Below are 22,754 nucleotides of genomic sequence, written 5' to 3' on the forward strand. Positions count from 1 at the left end.
CAACTTGCCGATGCAACCAGCATCGGCGGCCTTGCCGTCCTGGCCAGGACGAAAAATTCCATAACCGGCCCTCAGCCGCCGACCCTCTGGGTCAGGCTCTGAGGCCGGGGCGGAGGTCATCGCCCCTTCCCCAGCCGCCCTGCCCTGCCCATCTGTTGTGCATGGCAAGCGGATGGGCGCCGGATGGCGCGGTTCAGGATCAGATCGACGACACGGTGCGGGACGGCATCCTGCGCGCCCGCGCGCGGATGACGGCCGGGCCGGGCGAGATCCATTGCGTCGAATGTGGCGAGGAGATCGCGGCGGCCCGGCGTGCCGCCCTGCCGGGCGTGCGCACCTGCATCGCCTGCCAGTCCGCCCGCGACAAGCGCCCCGCCGCCTTCGGCATCAACCGCCGCGGCAGCAAGGACAGCCAGCTCAAATAGCGCTGGCAAAGGCCTCGCGCTGCGCCGCGGTCATATGCAGGCCGAGGCGGGAGCGGCGCCAGAGGATGTCCTCGGCCGTGCGGGCCCATTCCTCGCGCCGAAGCCAGTCCACCTCGCGCTGGGTCAGGCCGGCGCCGTGGTCCTGGCCGAGATCGGCGATCGACCCGGCATCGCCCATCAGCGCCGGCACCTCGCTGCCATAGGCGCGCACCAGCCGGGCGCGCAGCGGCGCGGGCAGCCAGGGGTAGCGGGCGGCGATCTCCGCCTCATAGCCCGGCAGGTCGCGGCCGCCGAAATCGCCGCCGGGCAGTGCGGCCGTGCCGGTCCAGGCCGGCGCCTCCTGCCCCAACGCGCGGCCGATCTTCTCCACCGCCTCCTCCGCCAGGCGGCGGTAGGTGGTGATCTTGCCGCCATAGATGCTCAGCAGCGGCGCGCCGGACTCGTCCAGCTTCAGCACATAGTCGCGGGTGATGGCGGAGGGGTCGTCCGAGCCATCATCATACAGCGGCCGCACCCCGGAATAGGACCAGACGATCTCGGCCGGGGTGACCTGCCGCTTGAACTGGCGGCTGACGGCGCCGCAGAGGTATGCGGCCTCCTCCGGCGTGCAATGGGCGGTGGCGGCATCGCCCTCATGCGGCACGTCGGTGGTGCCGACCAGGGAGAACTTCCCCTGGTAGGGGATGACGAAGACCACGCGGCGGTCGTCGTTCTGCAGGATATAGGCCTGGTCGCCCTCATAGAGCGCCGGCAGCACGATATGGCTGCCGCGGATCAGCCGGACGCTGCCCGCCCGCTTCGCATGGGTGCCGTCCTGGGCGGCCATCACCCAGGGGCCGGCGGCATTCACCAGGGCGCGGGCGCGCAGCGTCTCCTCCGCCCCATCCTCGGCCCGCAGCCGCACCGTCCAACCCGCCGCATCCCGCGCGGCATCGACGAAGCTGGTCCGGGTACGGATGCTGGCGCCGCGGCGGGCGGCATCCTTGGCGTTCAGCACCACCAGGCGCGAATCCTCGACCCAGCAATCCGAATAGGCGAAGCCATTGGCAATGCTGGGCGAAAGCGGCGTGCCATAGGGGTGCTTCCGGAAATCCAGCCCCTCCGCCCCCGGCAGGCTGACCCGCCGGGCCAGATGGTCATACAGGAACAGCCCGGCCCGGATCAGCCAGCGCGGCCGCATCTCCGCCCGATGCGGCAGCACGAAGCGCATCGGCCAGACGATGTGGGGGGCGATGCGCAGCAGCACCTCGCGCTCGGCCAGTGCCTCCCGCACCAGGCGGAATTCGTAGTGCTCCAGGTAGCGCAGCCCGCCATGCACCAGCTTGGAGGAGTTGGAGGAGGTGCCGCCCGCCAGGTCCCCGCGCTCCACCAGGCAGGTCGAGAGCCCCCGCCCCACCGCATCCCGTGCGATGCCCGCGCCATTGATTCCCCCGCCGATCACCAGCAGGTCGAAGGAGTTGGTCATGGCGCTGTCATGTAAGGCGGCCGGCCGGCTGGCAAGCCCCAGCCGCGCCGTTACCGCGCGGCGGCGAGGATCCGCCGGGCGCGGCGCAGGATGGGCTCGTCCACCATGCGCCCATCCACCTCGAACGACCCGCGGCCCTCAGCCTCCGACGCCTCGGCCGCCGCGATCTGCCGGCGGGCGAGATCCAGCTCCTTCTCACTCGGGGAAAAACCCTCGTTGAGGATGGGGATCACCGCGGGGTGGATGCAGCTGCCGCCCGTAAAGCCGGCGCGGCGCGACTTCGCCACCACGTCGCGCAGCTTCTCCAGGTCGCGGAAATCGGCGATGGAGCCGAGCGTGCCCATCGCTGCCACGCCGGCCTGGGCCGCGGCCACCGCCATGCGGCGCTTGATCGAGACCATCACCTCATCGTCCGAGGTGCAGCCGATCTCGGCCGCCAGGTCCTCGGCGCCGACCAGCAGGCCGGCGACGCGGGGCGAGGCCGCGCCGATCTCGGCCATGCGTTCGATGGCCGAGGCGCTTTCGATCAGCGGCAGCAGCCGGCAGCGCGGCGTGGTGCCTTCCAGCTCATCGACCACCTCGGCGATCAGCCGGACATGCCCCGCATCCATCGCCTTGGTCAGCAGAATGCCGTCGGCGCCGCAGGCGATCGCCGCCTCAATGTCGCGCACCGCCATGCGCAGCGGGCGGTTGATGCGGACCAGCACGGCGGCGGGGCCGGTGCGGCAGGTGGCGACGGCCTCCGCCAGCCCCTCCCGCGCCGCCTGCTTCTGCGCCACGGGCACGCTGTCCTCGAGGTCGAGGATGATCGCATCGGCGCCGGAGCCCGGGGCCTTGGCGACGAAGCGCGGCACATTGGCCGGGACATAGAGCATGGAGCGCCAGGTGGCGGCGCGCGGGGTGAAGGTCATGGTCGGTCCACTCGTCTCAGTTCGCGGTCACGCCGGCGGCGCGGATCAGCTCGCTCCAGCGCGAGACCTCGCTGCGGATCAGCTGGCCGAAGGCTTCCGGCGTCATCGGCAGCGGCTCCGCGCCATCCTGCCGCAGCCGGGCGGAGACATCGGCCGTGTTCAGGCTGGCATTGATCTCGGTGTTCAGCCGGGCGATCACCGCCGGCGGCGTGCCGGTCGGCGCGGCGATGCCGTACCAGGGCACCGCATCGAAGCCCGGCGCCACCGTCTCCGCCGCCGTCGGCAGCTCCGGCAGGCTCGGGACCCGCTGGGCGGAGGAGACTCCGAGCGCCCGTAGCAGGCCCTGGCGCGCCAGCGGCATGACGGTGGGGGCGCCGCCCCAGGTCAGGTCCACATGTCCCGCCACCAGGTCGTTCAGCGCCGGGCCGAGGCCGCGATAGGGCACATGCTCCATGTCCAGCTTCGTCGCATGCAGGAAGGCCAGCATCACCGTATGGCCCGCGCTGCCATTGCCGGCGGTGCAGTATCGCAGGCGTCCGGGATTGGCCTTGGCAAAGGCCACCAGGCTCGGCAGGTCCTGGTAGGGACGCTGGGGATTCACCACCAGGACATTCGGCGTGGTGGCGATCATCGCCACCGGGGCGAAATCCCGCACCGGGCTGTAGGTGAGGTTCGGATACATGGCGACATTCACCGCCAGCGTGCCGATATGGCCCAGCAGCAGCGTATAGCCATCGGGCGCGGAGCGGGCCACGGCCTCGGAGCCGATGGTGCCACCGGCGCCGCCGCGATTCTCCACCACCACGGCCTGGCCGAGGCGGGGCGAGAGCTGGTCGGCCATGGCGCGGCCCAGCGTGTCATTCGCCGCCCCCGGCGGGAAGGGCACGACCAGGCGGATCGGACGGCTGGGCCAGGCGCCCTGGGCCAAAGCGGGGCTGGCGAGCGTGGCCGCGGTGGCGGCCAGCAGGTGTCGGCGCTTCATGCCGCGTCCCCCATCAGCCGCGCGCGGTCCTCGGCGCCATAGCCGATTTCGGCGAGAATCTCGGCAGTCTGCGCGCCCTGGCGTGGCGCGCGGCGCGATTCCGGCAGGCCGGAGCCCGCGAAGCGATTGGCGTGTCGCAATCCCAGCATGTGTTCCTCCCCTTCTTCTTGTGTGAGCACGCCGGAGCCGCGCAGCTGCGGATCCTCCAGCAGGGTTTCGAGCCGATGATAGGGCATGGCCGGCACGTCGTGGCGGCGCAGCAGTTCCACCCATTCCGCCGTGGTCTTCGCGCGCAAGGATTCGGCGCGCAGCGCAAAATACTCGGCGACATTGGCCAGCCGCGCGGAGACGTTGCGGAAGCGCGGATCCTCCATCAGCTCCGGCCGGCCGATCGCCGTGAAGAAGCCGCGCGCCTGCGGGTCCGTATTGGCGGAGACGCAGATATAGCCGTCCTTCGTCGGCATCGGCCGCGCATCGGGCGTCATGATGCGCGGATCGCCGAAACTGCCCTGCGGGTCGAAGGTGCGCTGGCCGAGATGTTCGGAGAGCACGAAGGCCGCCGCATTCTCGAACATCGGCACCTCGATCGCCTGGCCCTCGCCCGTGCTGGCGCGGGCCACCAGTGCGGCGCAGATCGCCTGGGCGGCGATGATGCCGACGATATGGTCCGTGAGGACAAAGGGCGCAAAACGTGGCTCGCCCAGCACCGTCTCCAGGCAGGCGGCGACGCCGGACAGGCCCTGGATGATGGTGTCGTAGGCCGGTGCGCCGTCATAGGGGCCGCCCGTCGCGAAGCCCGCGATGGTGCAATGGACCATGCGGGGATTCAGCGCCAGCAGCGCCTCTGCCGTCAGGCCGAGGGCCTTCAGGGCGCGCGGCCGCATATTGCTGACGAAGACATCGCTCGTCTCCGCCAGGCGCTGGATCACCTCCCGCCCCTCCTCGGATTTCAGGTCCAGAACGATGGACCGCTTGTTGCGGTTGAAGTGCATGAACTTGGGCGACATGCCCGGCGCATCGGCCGGCGCCTTGCCGCCCAGCTTGCGCATCAGGTCGCCCTCCGGCGGCTCCACCTTGATGACATCGGCGCCCTGCTCGGCCAGCAGCAGAGTCGACATCGGGCCGACGATGACGCCGGTGCAGTCCAGCACGCGGATGCCGGCGAGCGGCCCGCGCTTCGAGGTGTCGCTCATAGCCGGCGCACGAAGGTTTCACCTTCGTGCCCCTCAGACGCCGGGCGCCGCGCATCCGCGCGGCTTGGCTTCGCGGCACTTGCCGCGGCGCGCATTCGCGCGCTCGGCCCTTCGGGCCGCAGGTCGTAGCGTCGAGCTTTCGGTTTCACACCATCTCGCCCGGCTCGGCGGCGGCTTCGGCCTGGGCCACGATCTTGCCCTGCTCGTTCAGCGCCCAGAGGCGCAGCGAGCCGTCCTCCTCCCGCTTGCAGCGCAGCTCGCCCACGCGGTTGACGAAGAAGGGATTCACGTTGCGCACCGAGAAGCAGCCGAGCCTGCCGCCGGGCAGGTTGCGCCGCGCCATCTCATGCAGGAACAGCGCATGCAGCCCGCCATTCACGACCAGGCCGGGATAGCCTTCCTCCTGCGTCGTATAGGGCTGGTCGTAATGGATGCGGTGGCCGTTATAGGTCAGCGCGGAATAGCGGAAGAGATGTGTCGTCTCCGGCGCATAGACCTGGGTTTCGTCCGGCGCGGGCAGTTCCACGGGCGCCTCGGCCTTGGGCGGCGCGCCGGCGCCGGGCTTGGCTTCCTCGCGATAGACGATGTCCTGCACCTCGGTCAGCACCGGCTTGCCGTCCATCTCCACCACATGGTCGACCCGGACAAAGATCATCTCCCCCGTGCGGCCGGTCTTCGGCGTGATGGCGCCTATGGTGGAGGTGCGGCGGATCTCCGCGCCGATGGTGATTGGCACCAGGTAGCGCAGCCGGCGGCCGGCGAACATGCGGCGCGGCAGCGGGACCGGCGGCAGGAAATCGCCCTTCTTCGGATGGCCGTCCGGGCCGAGCTGCGACTGCCGCGCGATGGGCGCGAAGAAGACGGAATGCCAGCCCTCCGGCAGCGCATCGCCGCGGCGGTAGGCCAGCGGGTCCTGGTCCAGCAGCGCGGCCATGCGGCGGATGATGGGCAGCGCCACCTCATCCTCCAGCACTTCCTGGCGGCCGATCCAGCCGGCCATGCCGCCGGCATCCATCTGCGTATCGGGCATATTGCTTCCTCCGTGGCCCCGACTCTCGCGCCGCGCGCACGCCGCGTCCAATGCAATATAGTGACCGCGTGATGCGCCCGGTGCATCATCCCGGCCATGTATCTGGACCTGCCGGGCCTCGAGGCCTTCATCGCGGTGGCCGAGCTCGGCTCCTTCCGCCGCGCCGCCAGCCGCCTCGGCCTCAGCCAGCCGGCCCTCACCCGCCGCGTGCAGCGGCTGGAGGGCGCGACGGGGGCGGAGCTGCTGGACCGCCGCGCCCAGCCCATCCGCCTGACCGCCGCCGGCACCGCCCTGCTGCCGGAGGCGCAGGAGGCGATCGCCCGGCTGCGGGAGGCGATGCGCCGCGCGGTGGATCCCGACCGCGGCCAGCGCATCGAGATCGGCTGCCTGCCGACGCTGGCGGTGCGCCACCTGGGCCCGGTGCTGGCCGCCCATGGCCGCGAATGGCCGATGTCGGAAGTGGTGGTGCATGAAAGCTCCGCCACCGAGATCCGCGCCATGCTGGACGCCAACCGGGTGGATTTCGCCCTCGCCGCCATCGGCGCCGAGCGCTGGACCGTGGAGCGCCAGCCGCTGTTCGACGAACCCTTCTTCCTGGTGCTGCCGCTGGATCACCGGCTGGCGGGCGGCAAGTCCGTCGCCTGGGCGGAGCTGCGCGACGAGCGGATGGTCGCGACCCATGCCATCAGCGAGAACCGCCGCCTGGTGGATGCGGCGCTGGACCAGGCGCGCATCCATACCAGCTGGCGGATCGAGGTGCGGCACCTGGCCACCGCGGTTGCCATGGTGGCGGCCGGCGCCGGCGTGGTCGCCCTGCCCGCCTCCGCCATCCCGGACCCGCTGCCGCCGGGCGTGGTGACGCTGCGGCTGGTGCGCCCGGCGCTGACCCGCCGCATCGGCCTGCTGAGCCCGCGCGAGCGCCAGCTTTCGCCTGCCGCGCGCAGCCTGATGGCGGCGATCACCGCCGCCCTGCGCCAGGTGCGGGAGGCCGCGCCGCCCCGCGCGCCGAGGGGTTTACGCAAGCCGGCGGCGCCCCGATAAGGGCCGCCGCACTGCCGGGGAAGACCTTTCCATGCCACTCGATGTGACCGCCAAGGGCGTCTATGTGATCGCGCCCACGCCCTTCCACCCGGATGGCCGCATCGACGAGGCCAGCCTCGACCGGATGACCGATTTCTATCTCGGCGCCGGCTGCGACGGCATGACCATCCTCGGCGTGATGGGCGAGGCGCCGAAGCTGGACGGCGCGGAATCGCTGGAGCTCAGCCGCCGCATCATCCGCCGCGCCGGCAAGGCGGGCATCATCGTCGGCGTCACCGCCCCGGGTTTTGCGGCCATGCGCGCCCTGGCGCAGGGCGTGATGGAAGCCGGCGCCGCCGGCGTGATGATCGCGCCTCCAAATCACCTGCGGAACGACGATGCGGTGGTGACCTACTACCACCAGGCGGTGGAGGCGATCGGCGCGGACGTTCCCTTCGTGCTGCAGGACTATCCGCAGCTCTTCCAGGTGCAGATGACGCCAGCGGTGATCCGCCGCATCGTCATGGACCTGCCCTCCTGCGTCATGCTGAAGCATGAGGACTGGCCGGGCCTCGAGAAGATCTCCGCGCTGCGCCGCTTCCAGGCAGAGGGCAGCATGCGCCCGCTGAGCATCCTCTGCGGCAATGGCGGCATCTTCCTGGATTTCGAGATGGCGCGCGGCGCCGATGGTGCCATGACCGGCTATGCCTTCCCCGACATGCTGGTGGACCTGGTCCGCCTGTCCCAGGCCGGTGAGAAGGAGCGCGCGCATGACCTGTTCGACGCGCATCTGCCGCTGATCCGCTACGAGCTGCAGCCGGGCCCGGGCCTGGCCGTGCGGAAGTATGTGCTGATGCGGCGCGGCATCATCGCCTCCGACGCGCAGCGGCGGCCGGGCACCGCGCTGACCGCGACCGCGCGGGCGGAGGTGGAATACCTGCTGCAGCGCCTGGCGCGGCACGATGCGCGGGCGAAGCTGCCGGCGCTGGCCTGACCGGCGCGGCCCCGGGGCCATCCCCTGGGGCCATTCCCTGGGGCCCGCTGCGGCCGCCCGCCTTGCATACGCATGCAGAATGCGGGCACTCTCGGCCCATCGGAAGGGGAAGACGACATGGCGACCTGGCTCAAGCGCTCCATCGGCGCCGATGACAAGGCGGCCGCGCAGACCGAGGTGCGCGCCACCGTGGAGCGCCTGCTGGCGGATATCGCAGCGCGCGGCGATGCCGCGGTGCGGGAGATGTCGGCCCGCTTCGACGGGCTGGAACGCCAGGATTCCCGCCTGACCGATGCCGAAATCCGCGCCTGCCTGGCGGAGCTGCCGGCGCGTGCCCTGGACGATATCCGCTTCGCCCAGGAACAGGTCCGCAACTTCGCCCAGCACCAGCGCGCCGCGCTGCAGGATATCGAGGTGGAGACCCTGCCGGGCGTGGTGCTCGGCCACAAGAACATCCCGGTAAACTCCGTGGGCTGCTACGTGCCGGGCGGCAAGTATCCGCTGCTGGCCTCCGCCCATATGTCCGTGGTGACGGCGAAGGTGGCCGGCGTGAAGCGCATCGTCACCTGCGCGCCGCCCTATCAGGGCCGCCCCGCGCCCGCCATCGTCGCGGCGCAGCACCTGGCCGGCGCGGATGAGATCCATTGCCTGGGCGGCGTGCAGGCGGTGGGCGCCATGGCGCTGGGCACGGAGACGATCGGCGCGGTGGACATGCTGGTGGGCCCCGGCAATGCCTATGTCGCGGAGGCCAAGCGCCAGCTCTTCGGCCGCGTCGGCATCGACCTGTTCGCCGGACCGACCGAGACGCTGATCATCGCGGATGAGACGGTGGATGCCGAGATCTGCGCCACCGACCTGCTCGGCCAGGCCGAGCACGGCCCGACCAGCCCGGCCATCCTGCTGACCAATTCGGAAAAGCTCGCCCGCGCCACCATGGCGGAGGTGGAGCGCCTGCTGACCATCCTGCCGACCGCCGCCGTGGCCGCGAAGGCCTGGGCCGACTACGGCGAGGTGATCCTCTGCGCCGACCATGCCGAGATGCTGCGCGAGGCCGATCGCATTGCATCCGAGCATGTGCAGGTGATGACCTCGGATGACGACTTCTTCCTGAACAACATGACCAACTACGGCGCGCTGTTCCTCGGCCCGCGCACCAATGTCAGCTATGGCGACAAGGTCATCGGCACCAACCACACCTTGCCGACGCTGGGCTCGGCCCGCTACACGGGCGGGCTGTGGGTCGGCAAGTTCCTGAAGACCGTGACCTACCAACGGGTCCTGACGGATGAGGCCAGCGCGATGGTGGGCGCCTATTGCTCCCGCCTCTGCATGTTGGAGGGCTTTGTCGGCCATGCGGAGCAGGCGAATATCCGCCTGCGTCGCTATGGCGGCCGCAACGTGCCCTATGGCCAGGCGGCCGAGTAGCATGACCCTGCCCCGCACGCCTTCCTTCCGCCTGGATGGCCGCCGCGCGCTGGTGACGGGCGCGGGGCGCGGCATCGGTCTGGCCGCCGCCGCGGCGCTGGCCGAGGCCGGCGCGCATGTGGTGCTGGCGGCGCGGTCGCGCGAGGAGATCGAGGCCGCCGCCGCGGAAATCCGCGCGGAGGGCGGCAGCGCGGAGGCGCTGGTTCTGGACGTCGCGGATATCGAGCACGCCGCGGCGCAGATCGCGGCACAGCCGCCCTTCCACGCGCTGGTGAACAACGCCGGCACCAACCGCCCCGCCGCCTTCCAGGATGTGACGCCGGCGGATTTCGACGCGGTGATGGCGCTGAACCTGCGCGCCGCCTTCTTCGTGGCGCAGGCCGTGGCGCGCGGCATGATCGCGGCGCAGATCCCGGGCGCCATCCTGCATGTCTCTTCGCAGATGGGGCATGTCGGCGGCGCGCGGCGCAGCGTCTATTGCGCCTCCAAATGGGCGATCGAGGGTGTGGCGCGCGCCATGGCGATCGACCTCGCGCCGCATGGCATCCGCGTGAACACGCTGTGCCCCACCTTCATCGAGACGCCGATGACGCGACCCTTCCTGCAGGATGAGGGTTTTCGCGCGCAGGTGATGCAGAAGATCAAGCTCGGTCGGCTCGGCCAGGTGGAGGATCTGATGGGCGCCATCCTGTTCCTGTGCTCGGACGCGGCCTCGCTGATGACGGGATCCTCGCTGCTGGTGGATGGCGGCTGGACGGCGGGATGAGCCGGAAGCGGCAGGCCACGGCGACCGACGTCGCGCGCCTCGCCGGCGTCTCGCAATCCGCCGTCAGCCGTGCCTTCACGCCGGGCGCCTCCATCGCGGAGGAGACGCGGGAGCGGGTGGCGGAGGCGGCGCGGCAGCTCGGCTATCGGCCGAATGCCATTGCGCGGTCCCTGACCACGCGGCGCAGCCGCATCATCGGCGTCGCCGCCAGCTATCTGCAGAACCACTTCTACCCCGATGTGCTCGAGGCGCTGTCGCGCGGGCTGCAGGCGCGCGGCTACCAGATGCTGCTCTTCATGCCGGATGCCGGCCGGCACGCCGATCCGCAGTTGCAGGAGGTGCTGGCCTGGCGCGTGGATGCGCTGATCCTCGCCTCCACCACCCTGTCCTCCGAACTCGCGGACCAGTGCCAGGCGGCGGGGATTCCCGTTCTTCTGTTCAACCGCACCAGCCGCGGGCCCAGCGTCTCCTCCGTCACCGGGGAGAATGAGCGCGGCGGGCGGCTGATCGCGGAGTTTCTCGTGGCCGGCGGCCATCGCCGCCTGGGCTTCTTGGCCGGGCTCGAGAATTCCTCCACCAGCCGCGACCGCGAGAAGGGTTTTGCCGGTTGGCTGGCCGAGAATGGCCATCCGCCGCCGCTGCGCGAGGTGGGCCTGTACCAGTTCGAGGCGGCCTCCGCCGCCGCGCGCCGGCTGCTGGCGCGGCCGGACCGGCCGGATGCGATCTTCTGCGGCAACGACCACATGGCAACCGCGGTGGCGGAGGTGGCGCGGCATGAATTCGGGCTGCGGATTCCGCGCGACCTGTCGCTGGTCGGCTTCGACGATACCGGTCCCGCGCGCTGGCCCAGTTTTTCGCTCACCTCCTTCTCGCAGCCGGTTCAGCCCATGGTGGATGCGACCGTCGCCCTGGTCTGCGAGATGATCGAGAACCCCGCCGCGCCGACGCGGCATGAGGTCGTGCGCGGCGAACTGCTGGTGCGCGGTTCCGCGCGCATGCCGCCGGAGGGCTGCGTCAGCCTGGGCGAGCAGCTGGTCTGGCGACCGGTGCGGGACGGTTGAGGCTTGCCAGCGGGGAAGACACGCGGCTAGGGTTGCATGCGTATGCAAGAAGCCCGGTCCAAGCCGGGTCAGAATCGGCGCGGCGGTCAGCCGGCGCCAAGGGAGAGGGACCGACCATGGCGATCCGCCGTCGTGAACTTTTGGCCGCCGCTGCCGGAGGCGCCGCCCTGGCCGCCGCTGCGCCCGCGCGCGCTTCCGTCACCGCGACCCCCGGCCTGCGCCCGGGCAAGCCCTTCGCGGGGCAGGAGCTGAAGGTGCTCTGCGTCGTCTCCTCCCAGTTCCGCGCGCATGAGGCGCGGCTGGCGGCCTTCACCGAGCAGACAGGCATCACTGCAAAATACACCTTCGTGCCCTTCGCCAGCATGCGGGAGGCGCTGACGGCCGAGATGGTCGGCGGCGGCGGCGACTACGACCTGGCCATCGCCATGGACCAGTGGGTCGCCTCGCTGAACAACCTGTTCGACCCGATCGACGACATCGTCCGCGCCAAGAACATCCCGCTGGATCGCTGGCCGGAGGCGCATCTGCGCCAGGGCCGCGTGAACAACCGCCTGCTCGGCCTGCCCAGCCGCGGCCATGTGCAGCTGCTGTTCTACCGGCGCGACCTGTTCGAGAAGCACAACCTGACCCCGCCCGCGACCTGGTCCGCTCTGGTCGAGACGGCCAAGGCGGTGCAGGAGAAGGAAAGCGGCATCGCCGGCGTCTCCGTGCCCTATGGCCGCGGCAACGGCCAGAACCTGATGGTCTGGTACAACTTCCTCTGGGGCCGCGGCGCCAGCCTGTTCGATGAGCGCGGCCAGCCCGCCTTCAACAGCGCCGCCGGCCTGCAATCGGTGCAGGACTATGTGGACCTGCTGCGCCGCCACCGCGTGGTGCCCGCCGGCGCCCTGTCCTTCACGGAACAGGATGCGGTGAACAGCATGGGCCAGGGCAATGCGGCGATGCTGCCGGTCTGGTGGTGGGTGCGCTCCACCCTGGTGAACCCGCAATCCAGCAGGCTGACCGAGAGCCAGATCGGCTTCGCACCCATGCCGTCCTATGAGGGCAAGCCGCGCACCACCTTCACCAATACCTGGGTCTGGGGCATCACCCGCCGGTCCCGCCGCAAGGAGGCAGCCGCCGAGCTGCTGACCTGGATCGCCAACCCGGCGCTGGAGCGCGAGGTGCTGCTCGACCCGCGCGAGAACGACGTGGTGGCCGTGATGACGCCGAACCTGCTGGACGAGGCGGTGAACGCCCGCTTCGGCGGCATGCACCGCTATGCCGCGGAGGGTCTGGCCCGCACCCAGAGCATCACCTACGGCCCCGAATGGCCGCAGATCAGCGAGGCGCTGGAGACGGCGATGAGCGAGGCGGCGACCGGCACCACCACCGTCGAGGCCGCCTTCAACAACGCGGCCTCCCAGGTGCGCCGCATCATCCGGCGCGGCTGACTGCGCATGCAGGACCGCCGGCTGAAATATGTGCTGATCCTGCCGGCGGCCCTGCTCGTGCTGGGGACGACGATCTGGCCGCTTGCCGTCTCCCTCGTCACCAGCTTTCGCGACTGGCGGCTGACGCGGTCGCTGACGCCCGGGCCCTTCATCGGGTCCGAGCATTACGTCACCGCGCTGACCGACGATCCCGACTTCCTGAATGCGCTGCAGGTTACGGCGAGCTTCGTTGCCATCGACGTGACGCTGACCGTGGTCTGCGCGCTGGGCCTCGCCTTGCTGCTGCGCCGCGCCGGCGTGCTGCACAGCCTGACGCGCGCGGTGCTGATCCTTCCCTTCGCCGTCTCTCCGGCCCTCGTCGGCATCTCCTTCCGCTTCATGTTCAATGCGGAGATGGGCGTCTTCACCTGGCTGGCCGGCACGCTGGTGCCCTGGCTGAAGGGCTATGTCTGGCTTGGCGATCCCGTCGCCTCGCTGCTGGTGCTGGTCTTCTCCGATGCCTGGCGCTGGGTGCCCTATATGACCCTGGTGGTGCTCGGCGGCCTCTCCGCCTTGCCCAGGGAGCCGGAGGAGGCGGCGCGGATCGACGGCGCCAGCGAATGGCAGGTGCTGCGCGATGTGACGTTGCCGGCACTGCTGCCGGTGCTGGCCGTCGTCGCCATTCTCAAGACCGTCTTCGCGCTGAAGATGTTCGACCAGGTGGTGACGCTGACCGGTGGCGGGCCGGGGCAATCCACCACCACCCTCGCCTATCTCGTCTATTCCATCGCCTTCCGCTGGTACGACATGGGCTATGCCTCGGCAGTGGCCTGGATCCTCACGGCCATGTTGGTCTTCCTCGCCGTCTGGTACATGAAGCTGATCCTGCGCAAGCCGGGTGGCGCATGAGCGGCACCCGCGCCGCGGCGGCGCGCCGACGCAAGCTGGTGGTGAAGGCGGTGGAGAGCGCCATCCTGCTGCTGGCGCTGTTCCTCATCCTATTCCCGATCGTCTGGATGGCGCTGACGGCCTTCAAGCGGCCGGTGGACCTCTTCGACCTCACCGTGACCTTCACGCCGACGCTGGACAATTTCCGCACCATCTTTGCGGCGCCCTGGAACATCGGCGCCGCCGTGTGGAACAGCACGGTGGTGGCGGGGCTGACGGTGCTGATCTCCATCCCCTGCTCGACGCTTGCGGCCTATGCCTTCAGCCGCTTCGAGATGCGCTTCAAGGGTGCGCTGTTCTTCACCATCCTGGCGACGCAGTTCATCCCCGCCGTGGTGGTGGTGCTGCCCTTCTACCTGCTGTTCCGCGACCTCGGCCTGCTGGACACGCATTTGGCGCTGGTCATCGTGAATCTCGCGATCGTCACGCCCTTCGCGGTCTGGATGCTGAAGGGCTTTCTCGATGCCGTGCCGACGGAGTCCGAGGAAGCGGCGCTGGTGGATGGTGCGACGCGGCTGCGCGTGATCCTCGACATCGTGGTGCCGATGGTCTGGCCGGGCGTGCTGGTCACCGCCGTGTTCTGCTTCATCCTGACCTGGAACGAGTTCCTGTTCGCGCTGATCCTGACGCGCGACGATGCCGTGACCCTCCCCGTCGGCATCACCCGCTTCCGGACGGAGCGCGGCGATCTGTGGGAGCTGATCGCAGCGGCGGGAATCCTGATCTCCATTCCGATGTTCCTTTTGTCCTCCGTCATCCAGCGCCACTTCGTGCGCGGCATGACCGGCGGCGCGGTGAAATGAGGCATCATGGCTGAAGTCAGCCTGCGAAACGTCACCAAGGCCTGGGGCAGTTTCACCGCCGTGCGCGACCAGTCGCTGGAGATTCGCGACGGCGAATTCATGGTGCTGCTCGGCCCCTCCGGCTGCGGCAAGACCACGACGATGCGCATGATCGCGGGGCTGGAGGAGCCGACGGCGGGCGATATCCTGATCGGCGGCCAGCGGGTGAACGACCTGCCGCCGCGCGACCGCGACATCGCCATGGTCTTCCAGTCCTACGGCCTCTATCCGCATATGACGGTGGAGGACAATATCGGCTACCCGCTGAAGCTGCGCGGCATCAAGGGCGCGGAGCGTGCGGCCCAGGTGCGCGCCGCGGCGGCGAAGGTGGAGCTGGAGGCGCTGCTGCACCGCCGACCGAAGGAGCTTTCGGGCGGCCAGCGGCAGCGCGTGGCGCTGGCCCGCGCCATCGTGCGACGCCCCACCGTCTTCCTGATGGACGAGCCGCTGTCCAACCTGGACGCCAAGCTGCGCGTCTCCACGCGCGCCGAGATCAAGCACCTGCAGCACGAGCTCGGCGTCACCACCGTCTATGTCACGCATGACCAGATCGAGGCGATGACGCTGGCACATCGCGTCGCCGTCATGCAGGGCGGCGAGATCCGGCAGCTTGATACGCCGGAGGTGATCTATGACCGGCCGGCGGACCTGTTCGTCGCCGGCTTTATTGGGTCCCCGCCGATGAATCTGGTGCAGGGCCAGCACGCCGATGGACGCTTCACGGCAGCGGGCGGCTTCCACGCCGTGACCGGCGTCGCGCGCCATAGCGGCCCGGCCGTGCTGGGCGTGCGACCGGAGGATGTGACCGTGGCCCCCGCCGGTCAGGGCGACCTCGATGCCAGCATCTATGCGGTGGAACTCACCGGCGATGCGGTGCTGGTCACCGTGCAGGCCGGCGACTCCCGCATCATCGCCAAGGCGGACCGTGCCTGGCGCGCCGAGATCGGCAGCAGCGTGGCGCTGCGCCTCGATGCGTCCCGCCTGCATCTCTTCGACGCCGCTTCCACCAAGCGCCTGCAACCGGAATGACCGCCATGCTGAGCACCCGCCTGATCCGCTATGCGGACCTCATCCCCTGCCGCAATGCCTTCGTCGACAGCCGCACGCCCGGCTCCGACGCCAAGGAGAATTTTACGCTGATCGGGCCTGGCGTCAGCGAGAACCCGAATCAGCACGTCCATATCCCCGAAGCGCATGGCTTCAACATCGGCGGGGCGCGGCAGCCGCCGGGCTGCCTGAACAGCCAACACAGCCACGAGACTGCGGAGGTCTTCATCGTCCACAAGGGCCGCTGGCGCATGATCTTCGGCGTGAACGCCGATGAAGGCGACGTGGTGATAGAGGAAGGCGACACCATCTCCATCCCCACCCAGATGTATCGCGGCTTCGAGAATATTGGCACGGAGACCGGCTTCCTGTTTGCCGTGCTGGGCCGCGACAATCCGGGCAAGGTCACCTGGGCGCCGCGCGTCTTCGAACTCGCGCAGCGCTACGGCCTGGTGCTGCTGGAAGGCGGCCGGCTGGTCGATACCACGGTCGGCGAACGCGTGCCGGAAGGCGCCGTGCGGCAACAGCCGCCGGGGCCGGAGCAGATCGCGGCGCTGGCCACGCCACCCGCCGAGCGCCTGCAGGGCTGCGTGGTGAAGGCGGGCGACCTGCGTGCCAATCCGCATTCGCCGCTGGCGCGGGAGGGCGTGGAGGAGCTGCCGATCATCGGCCCCGCTAGCACCGGCGACGGTTTCGAACCGGGGCCGATCATCGGATGGTGGCCGCATGGCTTCAACCTGCGCGCCCTGCGCCTGGAATCCGGCGCCAGCGTGCCGAGCCATGTGCGGGAGGAGGAGGAGGTGATCTTCGTCCATCGCGGCGTCCTGCAGGTCACGACGCCGCAGGGCGAGATCATCATGGGCCCGGGGGATACCTTCACCACGCCGAAGGGCCTGCCGCGCAGCTTCCGCGCCAGCTCCTCCAACGGCGTCGCCGCCTATGTCGTGCGCGGCGGTGATGCCCCCGCCGCACCGCGCTTCCTCTGAGGCCGCGCCGCATGACCCGCATCCGCACCACCCATGTCGGCTCCCTGCCCCGCAGCCAGATCGTGGCCGACTTCCTGTTTGCCCGCGAACGCGAGGAAGCGATCGACCCAGCCGCCTATGACGCCGCGATGGATCACGCGACGCATGAGGTGCTGCGGCGGCAGAAGGAGATCGGCATCGACATCCCCTCGGATGGCGAGACCTCCAAGATTTCCTATGCGACCTATATCAAGGACCGGCTGACCGGCTTCGCCGGCGACAGCCCGCGCCGCATGCCGGCGGACCTCGGCGACTTCCCCGCCTATGCGGAGAAGATCGCGCGCGGTGGCGGCACGCCCACCTATCGCCGGCCGCGCTGCACCGGCCCGATCGGCGTGAAGTCGATGGATCCGCTGGCGCATGACCTGCGGCTGATGCGCCGGGCGCTGGATGCTGCGGGGTATGAGAGGGGCTTCATGAACAGCGCCTCCCCCGGCGTCATCGCGCTGTTCCAACCCTCTGACATCCACCCCGATATCGACAGCTACATGGCGGACCTGGCGGAGGGCATGCGGCATGAATACGAGGGCATCGTCGCCGCTGGCCTGACGCTGCAGATCGATGCGCCCGACCTCGGCCTCGGCCGCCACATGCTGTATCCGCAGCTGACGGAGGAGGCCTTCCTCGCGCGCGCCGAGCGGCATGTGGAGATGATCAATCACGCGCTGCGCAACATCGCGCCTGCGCAGGTCCGACTGCATATCTGCTGGGGCAATTACGAGGGCCCGCATACGCGGGACATCGCGCTCGGCCGCGTGCTGCCGGTGCTGCGCAAGCTGCGCATCGGCGCGCTGCTCTTCGAGGCTTCGAATCCCCGCCATGCGCATGAATGGACCGTGTGGCGGGACCAGGGCGTGCCGCCGGACTGGGTGCTGATCCCGGGCTGCCTCGACAGCACCACCAACTTCGTCGAGCATCCGGAACTGGTGGCGCAGCGCATCGAAACCTTCGTCCGCATCGTCGGGCCGGAGCGCGTCATCGCCGGCACCGATTGCGGCTTCGGCACTTTTGCGGGCTATGGCGCCGTGCATGGCGACATCGCATGGGCGAAGCTGGCCGCGCTGGCCGAGGGGGCGCGCCTCGCCTCCGCGCGACTCTAGCGCCCGCTGCTGCTGATCCCGTCGATCAGCAGCAGGCGCTCGCCGCTTGAGGCGGGCTCGATGCGCGCCTCCACGCCATAGACTTGGCGCAGCATGACCGGCGTCAGCACCGCCTCGGCGCCGCCATCCGAATGCGCCTGGCCCTGGTGCATCACCAGCAGATGATCCGCCCAGCGCGCCGCCAGCGCCAGGTCGTGCAGGACCACCACCACGCTCCGCCCCTCCCGCGCCAGGTCGCGCAGCAGGGCCATCACCTCGAACTGCCGGCGCAGATCCAGCGCGCTGGTCGGCTCGTCCAGCAGCAGCAGGGGCGGGTCGCGGATGATGGCCTGGGCCAGCGCCACCATCTGCCGCTGGCCACCGGAGAGCGATTGCAGCGGCGCCATGCCCAATTCCACCAGGCCAAGCCGGTCCAGTATCTGCCCGACGCGCTGCAGCAGCGCCGCCTCGTCATACAGCACCGCGCCATCCGGCAGGGCGCGCCAGGCGCCGAGCAGTGCCTCGATCACCGTCAGCCCGGTATCCTGCGGCAGCGCCTGCGGCATGAAGGCCAGCAGGCGCGTACGCTCCCGCGGCGCCAGGCCGATCAGCTCCCGCCCGTCGAAACGGATGGAGCCGCGCGCCGGCACCAGCCCGGCGATGGCGCGCAGCAGCGTGGATTTGCCCGCGGCATTGGGCCCAACCAGCGCGGTCAGCCCGCCCGCCGGAATCGGGCCGCAGGTGAAGTCGCGCAGCACCGGGCGGGCGCGATAGCCGGCGGAGACGCAGGAGAGCAGCAGCTCGCTCATCCGCGCCGCTTCCCGCCGAGGATCAGCAGGATGAAAACCGGCAGCCCCACCAGCGCGGTGACGATGCCGAGCGGCAGCACGGCGCCGCGCACCAGCATCTCGCTCGCCATCGCGGCCAGCGACATGATGGCGGCGCCACACAGCAGGCTGCCCGGCAGCAGGAAGCGATGATCCTCGCCCAGCAGCAGGCGCGCCACATGCGGCGCGACCAGGCCGATGAAGCCGATGGTGCCCACCATGGCGACGGCGGCGGCCGCCAGCAGGCTGATGCGCGCCAGCGCCCAGAAGCGCAGCCCGCCGACATCGACGCCAAGGCCGCGCGCGCGCTCCTCGCCCAGCCGCAGCACCGTCATCCGCCAGGCGGCGCGCCAGGAGAAGGGGATGACCACCGCCAGCACCACGGCCACGATGGCAATGCCGTCCCATTGCGTGCGCCCGAGGCTGCCCAGCGTCCAGAAGACCAGCTGCTGCAAGGCATCCTGGCTGGCGACGAACTGGATCAGCGCGACCACGGCATTGAAGGTGAAGACCAGCGCGATGCCGAGCAGCACCAGCGCCTCCACCCCCGCGCCGCGCCAGCGGATCACCAGCTGCAGCAACCCCACCGCGCCGAAGGCGAAGAGGAAGGCATTGGCCGAGACCGCCCAGCGCGGCGACAGGCCGGGGATCGCAAGACCCAGCACGATGGCCAGCGCCGCGCCGCAGGCGGCGGCGGAGGACACGCCGAGGGTGAAGGGGCTGGCCAGCGGATTGTTCAGGATGGTCTGCATCTCCGCCCCCGCCGCGGCGAGCGCCATGCCGACCAGCACCGCCATGACGGCGGGCGGCAGCCGCGCCTGCCAGACCACGGTGCGCGCCAGCGGCGTGGCGGAATCCGGATCGAACAGCGCGCGCAGCGCCTCGGCGAAGGACATGGCGGAGGGGCCGACCGCGACATCCAGCAGGAAGGCCGCCACCGCGATCACGCCGAGCAGCGCCAGCAGCAGCCGGCGGCGGCGCAGGCTGGACCGGTAGGCGCCGAGGACCGTGGCGGCGCCCTGCGAGACCTGGAGGCTCACGCCAGGTCGACCCAGTAGGTGCCCTGCATCTTGATGGACAGGAAGCGGTCGTTCAGCTCGGCCAGCGAGGCCTCGGGGTCGATACCCTGCATCCGGTCCGGGTGCAGCCATTGGGCGAGCTTCTCGATGGCCAGGTAATGCGCCGGCGTGTCGTTGAAGCCGTGCCACAGCGCATGCGCCCGGCCCTGCCGCACCGCGGTCAGGCCCGACAGGCCCTGGGACTGGATGACGCGGGCCAGGCTTTCGCGCGCCTCGCGCATCGTGGCGCCGCTGCCCATGGTGATGCCGCCACGCGCCCCACCGAAGGGGCCGCCCGTCGCGACATAGCTGTGCGGATCGGTGGCGAGCACGAATTCCAGGCCGAGCTGCCCCATCGGCCCGGGCAGGACGCCGGCCGCGATGCTGCGCCCACCGGCGGCCTCGATCATGCCGGTGAAGATGCCGGCGCCGGAGGAGAAGCAGCAGGCGGTGCCGCCGGCATGCGCATGCAGCAGCACGGAATGCTTCGGCGCCACGCCCCGCATCCGCGCCGCCACCGCCTCCAGCTTGCCGCGGTAATGCGCGTTGAAGGCGGCGGCCTGCTCGGTGCGGCCGATCAGCGCGCCGAGGATGGCGATGCTGGGCTCGGAATCGACCAGCGGATCGGCGAAGAAATCGATGACGGCGGAGGGAATGCCCGCCGCGTCCAGACGTGCCGCCAGACCACCGGCGGCGGCCGTGGTGTAGCGGCTGAGCAGAACGAGGTCCGGCTGCAGCGCGATGATGCTCTCGAAGGAGACGGTGTCGGAGGGGCCGCGGCCGATGATCGGGATCTGGTCCACCGCCGGGTTCAGCGCGCGCAGCTGCGCATATTCCTGCGCGCTCGCCTGGCGCAGGTCGGAGGCCCAGCCGGCGACCAGGCTCAGCGGGTCCGGATGCAGCAGGCTGAGCACCGGCAGGTGGCGCCCCTGGGTCAGCACGATGCGCCGGGCCGGGCGCGGCAGGCGCACCTCGCGGCCGGCCAGGTCCCGCGCGACCACCGGGCCCTGGGTCTGTGCGAGCGCCGGCGACACAAGCGGGGCCGCGAGCGAGGCCAGGAGCAGTCTGCGGCGGGTCAGCATGTTGCGGGATTCCGTATCAGCGTGTCGGCAGGGCGAAGCGCAGCGACGCGCCGAGCGCGGCATGCACGACGGAGCCATGATTCTCGCCCGCAAAAATCTGGAAGCGCTCGGCGGGCAGCGCCTCGGCAAAACGGCGGGCGCGGGTGATGAGGCCATGGGCGCGGCGCTTCGCGGCATGCGCGTCCTCGCCCGGAGTCTCGGCCGGCTCCTCCTCGCCGCCCACGCCGATCATCACGGCGGGGCGTGGGCCGGGCGGCGGCCTGCGTTCGAGCAGCATGCCCTCGCCGAACCAGAGGGAGGGGCTGATGGCGACGATGCGCGCGAAGGATTCGGGGCGCGTCAGCAGCACATGCAGCGCGAAGAGCCCGCCCAGCGAATGGCCGAACAGCGCCTGCCGCGCGGGGTCCACCGGCGCCAGGCCCTCGACCAGCGGCTTCACCTCGCGCTCCAGAACTTCGAGGAAGGCATCGGCGCCGCCGGTCGCGGTCCAGGCGCCGCCATCGGGACGTTCCCCCAACCGCGCGGGGTCCACCGCGGGCGTATAGTCCAGCGTGCGGCGGGCGCGGTCGAAGGGCCCGTCCACGGGATAGCCGATGCCGACGATGATGCCGGGCGCCACGCCGGTGGCAGCCCCGCGCGGCGACTGAATGCGCAGCGCCTCCACCATGCTGGCGAAGACCGCATTGCCGTCGAGATGGTAAAGCACGGGAAAACCCGCTTCCGGCGCCGGGCCGGCCGGCACGGCGACCATGACGCGCTGCCCGCCCGGCAGGTCGAAGCACTGGCTGCGCGGCAGCACGACGGCGGCGGGCGTGGAGTGCATCATCCGACCAGGGAGGCTTTGCGCAGGCCGGCGGCCTGGCACGCGCGAATGAGAGTTATTCACATGCCGGCGCGTCTTAGCCGAGGTCGGGCTGGCCCGTCCAGCCGCCCGCCCCCATTGCGCCCCCACCCCCACAAATGATATTGCGAGTCATTCTCATCAAGCTCCAGCGGCTTCCAGGAAGTGCCCCCATGCGCATCAGATCCACGGCCCCGGCGGCGATGTCGCGCCGATCCCTCCTCACCCTGCTCGGCGCCGGCGCCAGCCTCGCCGCGCTGCGCCCGGCGCCGCTACGCGCCGCGCCCAGCGTCGCCACCACGGTGAAGGTCGCCGAGGGCCTGTATGAGCTCGCGGTCAGCCAGGCCAGCGGGCTGGTGCATGTCGCGGCCGTCGGCGCGCGCGGCGCCAATGCGGCCAAGATCATCGGCCTTGACCCGCGCACGCTGGAGGTTCGCGCCACCATCGAGCTGGGTGAGGATGCCGCCTTCGGTCTCGCTTCCAACGACCGCCGCGGCCTGCTGCTCGCCACCGGCACGCGCTCCGGCGCCTTCAAGATCATCGATGTCCGCAGCGGCAGCGTGCGCGCCAAGCTGACCCAGGGCGAATCCTCGCATCTGCGCCAGGTGGTGGTGGACGAGGCGCGCGACCGCGCCTTCGCCACTTCCTTCGGCGCGCGAGACCGGCCCAGCGCCATCTGGGTGGTGGACACCGCCGGCGACCGCATCCTGAACGTCATCACCGAGGGGCTGGAGGGCGGCATCACCGGCCTCGCCTTCGATGCGGCGAACGATCGCCTGTTTGCCACGGCGCTGACGGCGAACGAGATCGTCGAGGTCAGCCTGTCGCGCAATGCCGGCATCCGCCGCTTCGCCTCGGGTGGCGAGGGTTCGGTCAATACCGCCTTCGACGCGGCCAGCGGCCGGCTGTTCTGCGCCAACCAGCGCAGCGGCACGCTGACCGTGCTGAACGCCAATTCGGGCGAGCTGGTGAAGTCCATCGAGACCGGTGCCGGCGCGCTGGGCGTCACGCTCTCGGCCGATGGCGCCCTCTGCTACGTCGCCAATCGCGGTGCCGGCACGGTGAGCCTGGTGGATACGCGGAACCTCACCGTGGTGGCGAGCCTCGCCACCGGCACGCATCCGAACACGGTCGCGATCGATCGCCGCAGCGGCCTCGCCTATGCCTCGAACAAGGCCCGCGCCCAGCCGCGCGGACCGCGCCCCGCCGCCGGCGAGGCCCCCGCGCCGCGGCCCGCGCCCGTCGAGGATCCGAACGGCGACACGGTGAGCATCATCCGCCTCTGAGCTCATGCGCTGCGGCGTGGCCCGCCGCAGCGCAT

22 protein-coding genes are annotated in these 22,754 nt (G+C 70.6%); 13 read left to right on the forward strand and 9 right to left on the reverse strand.

All coding sequences use genetic code 11. From position 1 onward, the window contains the following. The first annotated feature begins 161 nt into the window (after positions 1–161). Positions 162–425, forward strand: a complete 264-nt coding sequence (locus J3S20_RS21195) for a DksA/TraR family C4-type zinc finger protein (protein ID WP_216838519.1) — start codon at positions 162–164, stop codon at positions 423–425. Here J3S20_RS21195 and glpD read toward each other — a convergent pair. From glpD to J3S20_RS21220, 5 genes are all read right to left on the reverse strand, one after another. Continuing rightward, on the reverse strand, positions 418–1,890 hold the full coding sequence (gene glpD, locus J3S20_RS21200; RefSeq protein WP_216838520.1) for a glycerol-3-phosphate dehydrogenase: 1,473 nt from the start codon (positions 1,888–1,890) through the stop codon (positions 418–420). The two genes, J3S20_RS21195 and glpD, sit on opposite strands and share 8 nt — an antisense overlap. Before the next feature lie 50 nt (positions 1,891–1,940). Beyond that, complete coding sequence (locus tag J3S20_RS21205) at positions 1,941–2,801, reverse strand: HpcH/HpaI aldolase/citrate lyase family protein (RefSeq protein WP_216838521.1); 861 nt, start codon at positions 2,799–2,801, stop codon at positions 1,941–1,943. 16 nt (positions 2,802–2,817) lie between these two features. Beyond that, a complete protein-coding gene (locus J3S20_RS21210; RefSeq protein ID WP_216838522.1) occupies positions 2,818–3,783 on the reverse strand; it encodes a Bug family tripartite tricarboxylate transporter substrate binding protein in 966 nt (321 codons plus the stop codon). Then, a complete protein-coding gene (locus J3S20_RS21215; RefSeq protein ID WP_216838523.1) occupies positions 3,780–4,976 on the reverse strand; it encodes a CaiB/BaiF CoA transferase family protein in 1,197 nt (398 codons plus the stop codon). The genes J3S20_RS21210 and J3S20_RS21215 overlap by 4 nt, the downstream gene beginning before the upstream one ends. A gap of 145 nt (positions 4,977–5,121) precedes the next feature. Beyond that, on the reverse strand, positions 5,122–6,006 hold the full coding sequence (locus J3S20_RS21220; protein ID WP_216838524.1) for an FAS1-like dehydratase domain-containing protein: 885 nt from the start codon (positions 6,004–6,006) through the stop codon (positions 5,122–5,124). Positions 6,007–6,102: 96 nt separating this feature from the next. On the opposite strand from J3S20_RS21220, the gene J3S20_RS21225 reads away from it, so the two are divergent. From J3S20_RS21225 to J3S20_RS21275, 11 genes are all read left to right on the forward strand, one after another. Continuing rightward, on the forward strand, positions 6,103–7,047 hold the full coding sequence (locus tag J3S20_RS21225; protein WP_216838525.1) for a LysR family transcriptional regulator: 945 nt from the start codon (positions 6,103–6,105) through the stop codon (positions 7,045–7,047). A 31-nt stretch (positions 7,048–7,078) separates the two neighbouring features. Next, complete coding sequence (locus J3S20_RS21230) at positions 7,079–8,020, forward strand: dihydrodipicolinate synthase family protein (protein ID WP_216838526.1); 942 nt, start codon at positions 7,079–7,081, stop codon at positions 8,018–8,020. A 117-nt stretch (positions 8,021–8,137) separates the two neighbouring features. Then, positions 8,138–9,445 carry a histidinol dehydrogenase gene (gene hisD / locus J3S20_RS21235; RefSeq protein WP_216838527.1) on the forward strand — a complete coding sequence of 436 codons (1,308 nt, stop codon included), beginning with the start codon at positions 8,138–8,140 and terminating at the stop codon, positions 9,443–9,445. 1 nt (position 9,446) lies between these two features. Then, the gene (locus J3S20_RS21240) at positions 9,447–10,211 is read left to right on the forward strand and encodes an SDR family NAD(P)-dependent oxidoreductase (RefSeq protein WP_246603071.1); all 765 of its coding nucleotides are present in this window, start codon (positions 9,447–9,449) and stop codon (positions 10,209–10,211) included. Further along, positions 10,208–11,272 carry a LacI family DNA-binding transcriptional regulator gene (locus J3S20_RS21245; RefSeq protein WP_216838529.1) on the forward strand — a complete coding sequence of 355 codons (1,065 nt, stop codon included), beginning with the start codon at positions 10,208–10,210 and terminating at the stop codon, positions 11,270–11,272. The genes J3S20_RS21240 and J3S20_RS21245 overlap by 4 nt, the downstream gene beginning before the upstream one ends. 116 nt (positions 11,273–11,388) lie before the next feature. Further along, positions 11,389–12,705, forward strand: a complete 1,317-nt coding sequence (locus J3S20_RS21250; RefSeq protein WP_216838530.1) for an ABC transporter substrate-binding protein — start codon at positions 11,389–11,391, stop codon at positions 12,703–12,705. Positions 12,706–12,711: 6 nt separating this feature from the next. Beyond that, on the forward strand, positions 12,712–13,593 hold the full coding sequence (locus J3S20_RS21255; RefSeq protein WP_216838531.1) for a carbohydrate ABC transporter permease: 882 nt from the start codon (positions 12,712–12,714) through the stop codon (positions 13,591–13,593). After that, complete coding sequence (locus tag J3S20_RS21260; protein ID WP_216838532.1) at positions 13,590–14,435, forward strand: carbohydrate ABC transporter permease; 846 nt, start codon at positions 13,590–13,592, stop codon at positions 14,433–14,435. The genes J3S20_RS21255 and J3S20_RS21260 overlap by 4 nt, the downstream gene beginning before the upstream one ends. A gap of 6 nt (positions 14,436–14,441) precedes the next feature. Continuing rightward, on the forward strand, positions 14,442–15,503 hold the full coding sequence (locus J3S20_RS21265) for an ABC transporter ATP-binding protein (protein ID WP_216838533.1): 1,062 nt from the start codon (positions 14,442–14,444) through the stop codon (positions 15,501–15,503). 5 nt (positions 15,504–15,508) lie between these two features. Then, positions 15,509–16,507, forward strand: coding sequence for a cupin domain-containing protein (locus J3S20_RS21270; protein WP_216838534.1), 999 nt, complete (start codon positions 15,509–15,511; stop codon positions 16,505–16,507). An 11-nt stretch (positions 16,508–16,518) separates the two neighbouring features. Continuing rightward, entirely contained in the window at positions 16,519–17,646 is a 1,128-nt protein-coding gene (locus J3S20_RS21275; RefSeq protein WP_216838535.1) for a cobalamin-independent methionine synthase II family protein, read from the forward strand. On the opposite strand, the gene J3S20_RS21280 is transcribed toward J3S20_RS21275, so the two are convergent. The 4 genes from J3S20_RS21280 to J3S20_RS21295 are packed head-to-tail and all read right to left on the reverse strand — an operon-like array spanning position 17,643 to position 21,418. Then, positions 17,643–18,434: an ABC transporter ATP-binding protein gene (locus J3S20_RS21280; RefSeq protein WP_216838536.1), complete on the reverse strand. Its 792-nt coding sequence runs from the start codon at positions 18,432–18,434 to the stop codon at positions 17,643–17,645. The genes J3S20_RS21275 and J3S20_RS21280 overlap by 4 nt on opposite strands. Beyond that, positions 18,431–19,492: a FecCD family ABC transporter permease gene (locus J3S20_RS21285; RefSeq protein ID WP_343215271.1), complete on the reverse strand. Its 1,062-nt coding sequence runs from the start codon at positions 19,490–19,492 to the stop codon at positions 18,431–18,433. Before J3S20_RS21285 ends, J3S20_RS21280 begins: the two co-directional genes overlap by 4 nt. After that, a complete protein-coding gene (locus tag J3S20_RS21290; protein WP_216838538.1) occupies positions 19,489–20,592 on the reverse strand; it encodes an ABC transporter substrate-binding protein in 1,104 nt (367 codons plus the stop codon). Before J3S20_RS21290 ends, J3S20_RS21285 begins: the two co-directional genes overlap by 4 nt. Before the next feature lie 16 nt (positions 20,593–20,608). Continuing rightward, complete coding sequence (locus tag J3S20_RS21295) at positions 20,609–21,418, reverse strand: alpha/beta hydrolase (protein ID WP_216838539.1); 810 nt, start codon at positions 21,416–21,418, stop codon at positions 20,609–20,611. A 188-nt stretch (positions 21,419–21,606) separates the two neighbouring features. Between J3S20_RS21295 and J3S20_RS21300 the strand changes: the two genes are divergently transcribed. Then, positions 21,607–22,719, forward strand: a complete 1,113-nt coding sequence (locus J3S20_RS21300) for a YncE family protein (protein WP_216838540.1) — start codon at positions 21,607–21,609, stop codon at positions 22,717–22,719. Positions 22,720–22,754: the final 35 nt, after the last annotated feature.

The sequence above is a fragment of the Falsiroseomonas tokyonensis genome, assembly GCF_019024325.1.
Lineage (GTDB): Bacteria > Pseudomonadota > Alphaproteobacteria > Acetobacterales > Acetobacteraceae > Falsiroseomonas > Falsiroseomonas tokyonensis.

What these genes read in the sequence shown, in the direction of transcription:
- J3S20_RS21250 (WP_216838530.1), top strand. Translation starts at nt 11,389, where the DNA reads ATGGCGATCCGCCGTCGTGAACTTTTGGCCGCCGCTGCCGGAGGCGCC.
- J3S20_RS21290 (WP_216838538.1), bottom strand. Translation starts at nt 20,592, where the DNA reads ATGCTGACCCGCCGCAGACTGCTCCTGGCCTCGCTCGCGGCCCCGCTT.
- J3S20_RS21295 (WP_216838539.1), bottom strand. Translation starts at nt 21,418, where the DNA reads ATGATGCACTCCACGCCCGCCGCCGTCGTGCTGCCGCGCAGCCAGTGC.
- J3S20_RS21220 (WP_216838524.1), bottom strand. Translation starts at nt 6,006, where the DNA reads ATGCCCGATACGCAGATGGATGCCGGCGGCATGGCCGGCTGGATCGGC.
- J3S20_RS21270 (WP_216838534.1), top strand. Translation starts at nt 15,509, where the DNA reads ATGCTGAGCACCCGCCTGATCCGCTATGCGGACCTCATCCCCTGCCGC.
- J3S20_RS21280 (WP_216838536.1), bottom strand. Translation starts at nt 18,434, where the DNA reads ATGAGCGAGCTGCTGCTCTCCTGCGTCTCCGCCGGCTATCGCGCCCGC.
- J3S20_RS21255 (WP_216838531.1), top strand. Translation starts at nt 12,712, where the DNA reads ATGCAGGACCGCCGGCTGAAATATGTGCTGATCCTGCCGGCGGCCCTG.
- J3S20_RS21260 (WP_216838532.1), top strand. Translation starts at nt 13,590, where the DNA reads ATGAGCGGCACCCGCGCCGCGGCGGCGCGCCGACGCAAGCTGGTGGTG.
- hisD (WP_216838527.1), top strand. Translation starts at nt 8,138, where the DNA reads ATGGCGACCTGGCTCAAGCGCTCCATCGGCGCCGATGACAAGGCGGCC.
- J3S20_RS21210 (WP_216838522.1), bottom strand. Translation starts at nt 3,783, where the DNA reads ATGAAGCGCCGACACCTGCTGGCCGCCACCGCGGCCACGCTCGCCAGC.
- J3S20_RS21300 (WP_216838540.1), top strand. Translation starts at nt 21,607, where the DNA reads ATGCGCATCAGATCCACGGCCCCGGCGGCGATGTCGCGCCGATCCCTC.
- J3S20_RS21245 (WP_216838529.1), top strand. Translation starts at nt 10,208, where the DNA reads ATGAGCCGGAAGCGGCAGGCCACGGCGACCGACGTCGCGCGCCTCGCC.
- J3S20_RS21205 (WP_216838521.1), bottom strand. Translation starts at nt 2,801, where the DNA reads ATGACCTTCACCCCGCGCGCCGCCACCTGGCGCTCCATGCTCTATGTC.
- J3S20_RS21230 (WP_216838526.1), top strand. Translation starts at nt 7,079, where the DNA reads ATGCCACTCGATGTGACCGCCAAGGGCGTCTATGTGATCGCGCCCACG.
- glpD (WP_216838520.1), bottom strand. Translation starts at nt 1,890, where the DNA reads ATGACCAACTCCTTCGACCTGCTGGTGATCGGCGGGGGAATCAATGGC.
- J3S20_RS21275 (WP_216838535.1), top strand. Translation starts at nt 16,519, where the DNA reads ATGACCCGCATCCGCACCACCCATGTCGGCTCCCTGCCCCGCAGCCAG.
- J3S20_RS21265 (WP_216838533.1), top strand. Translation starts at nt 14,442, where the DNA reads ATGGCTGAAGTCAGCCTGCGAAACGTCACCAAGGCCTGGGGCAGTTTC.
- J3S20_RS21225 (WP_216838525.1), top strand. Translation starts at nt 6,103, where the DNA reads ATGTATCTGGACCTGCCGGGCCTCGAGGCCTTCATCGCGGTGGCCGAG.
- J3S20_RS21240 (WP_246603071.1), top strand. Translation starts at nt 9,447, where the DNA reads ATGACCCTGCCCCGCACGCCTTCCTTCCGCCTGGATGGCCGCCGCGCG.
- J3S20_RS21215 (WP_216838523.1), bottom strand. Translation starts at nt 4,976, where the DNA reads ATGAGCGACACCTCGAAGCGCGGGCCGCTCGCCGGCATCCGCGTGCTG.
- J3S20_RS21195 (WP_216838519.1), top strand. Translation starts at nt 162, where the DNA reads ATGGCAAGCGGATGGGCGCCGGATGGCGCGGTTCAGGATCAGATCGAC.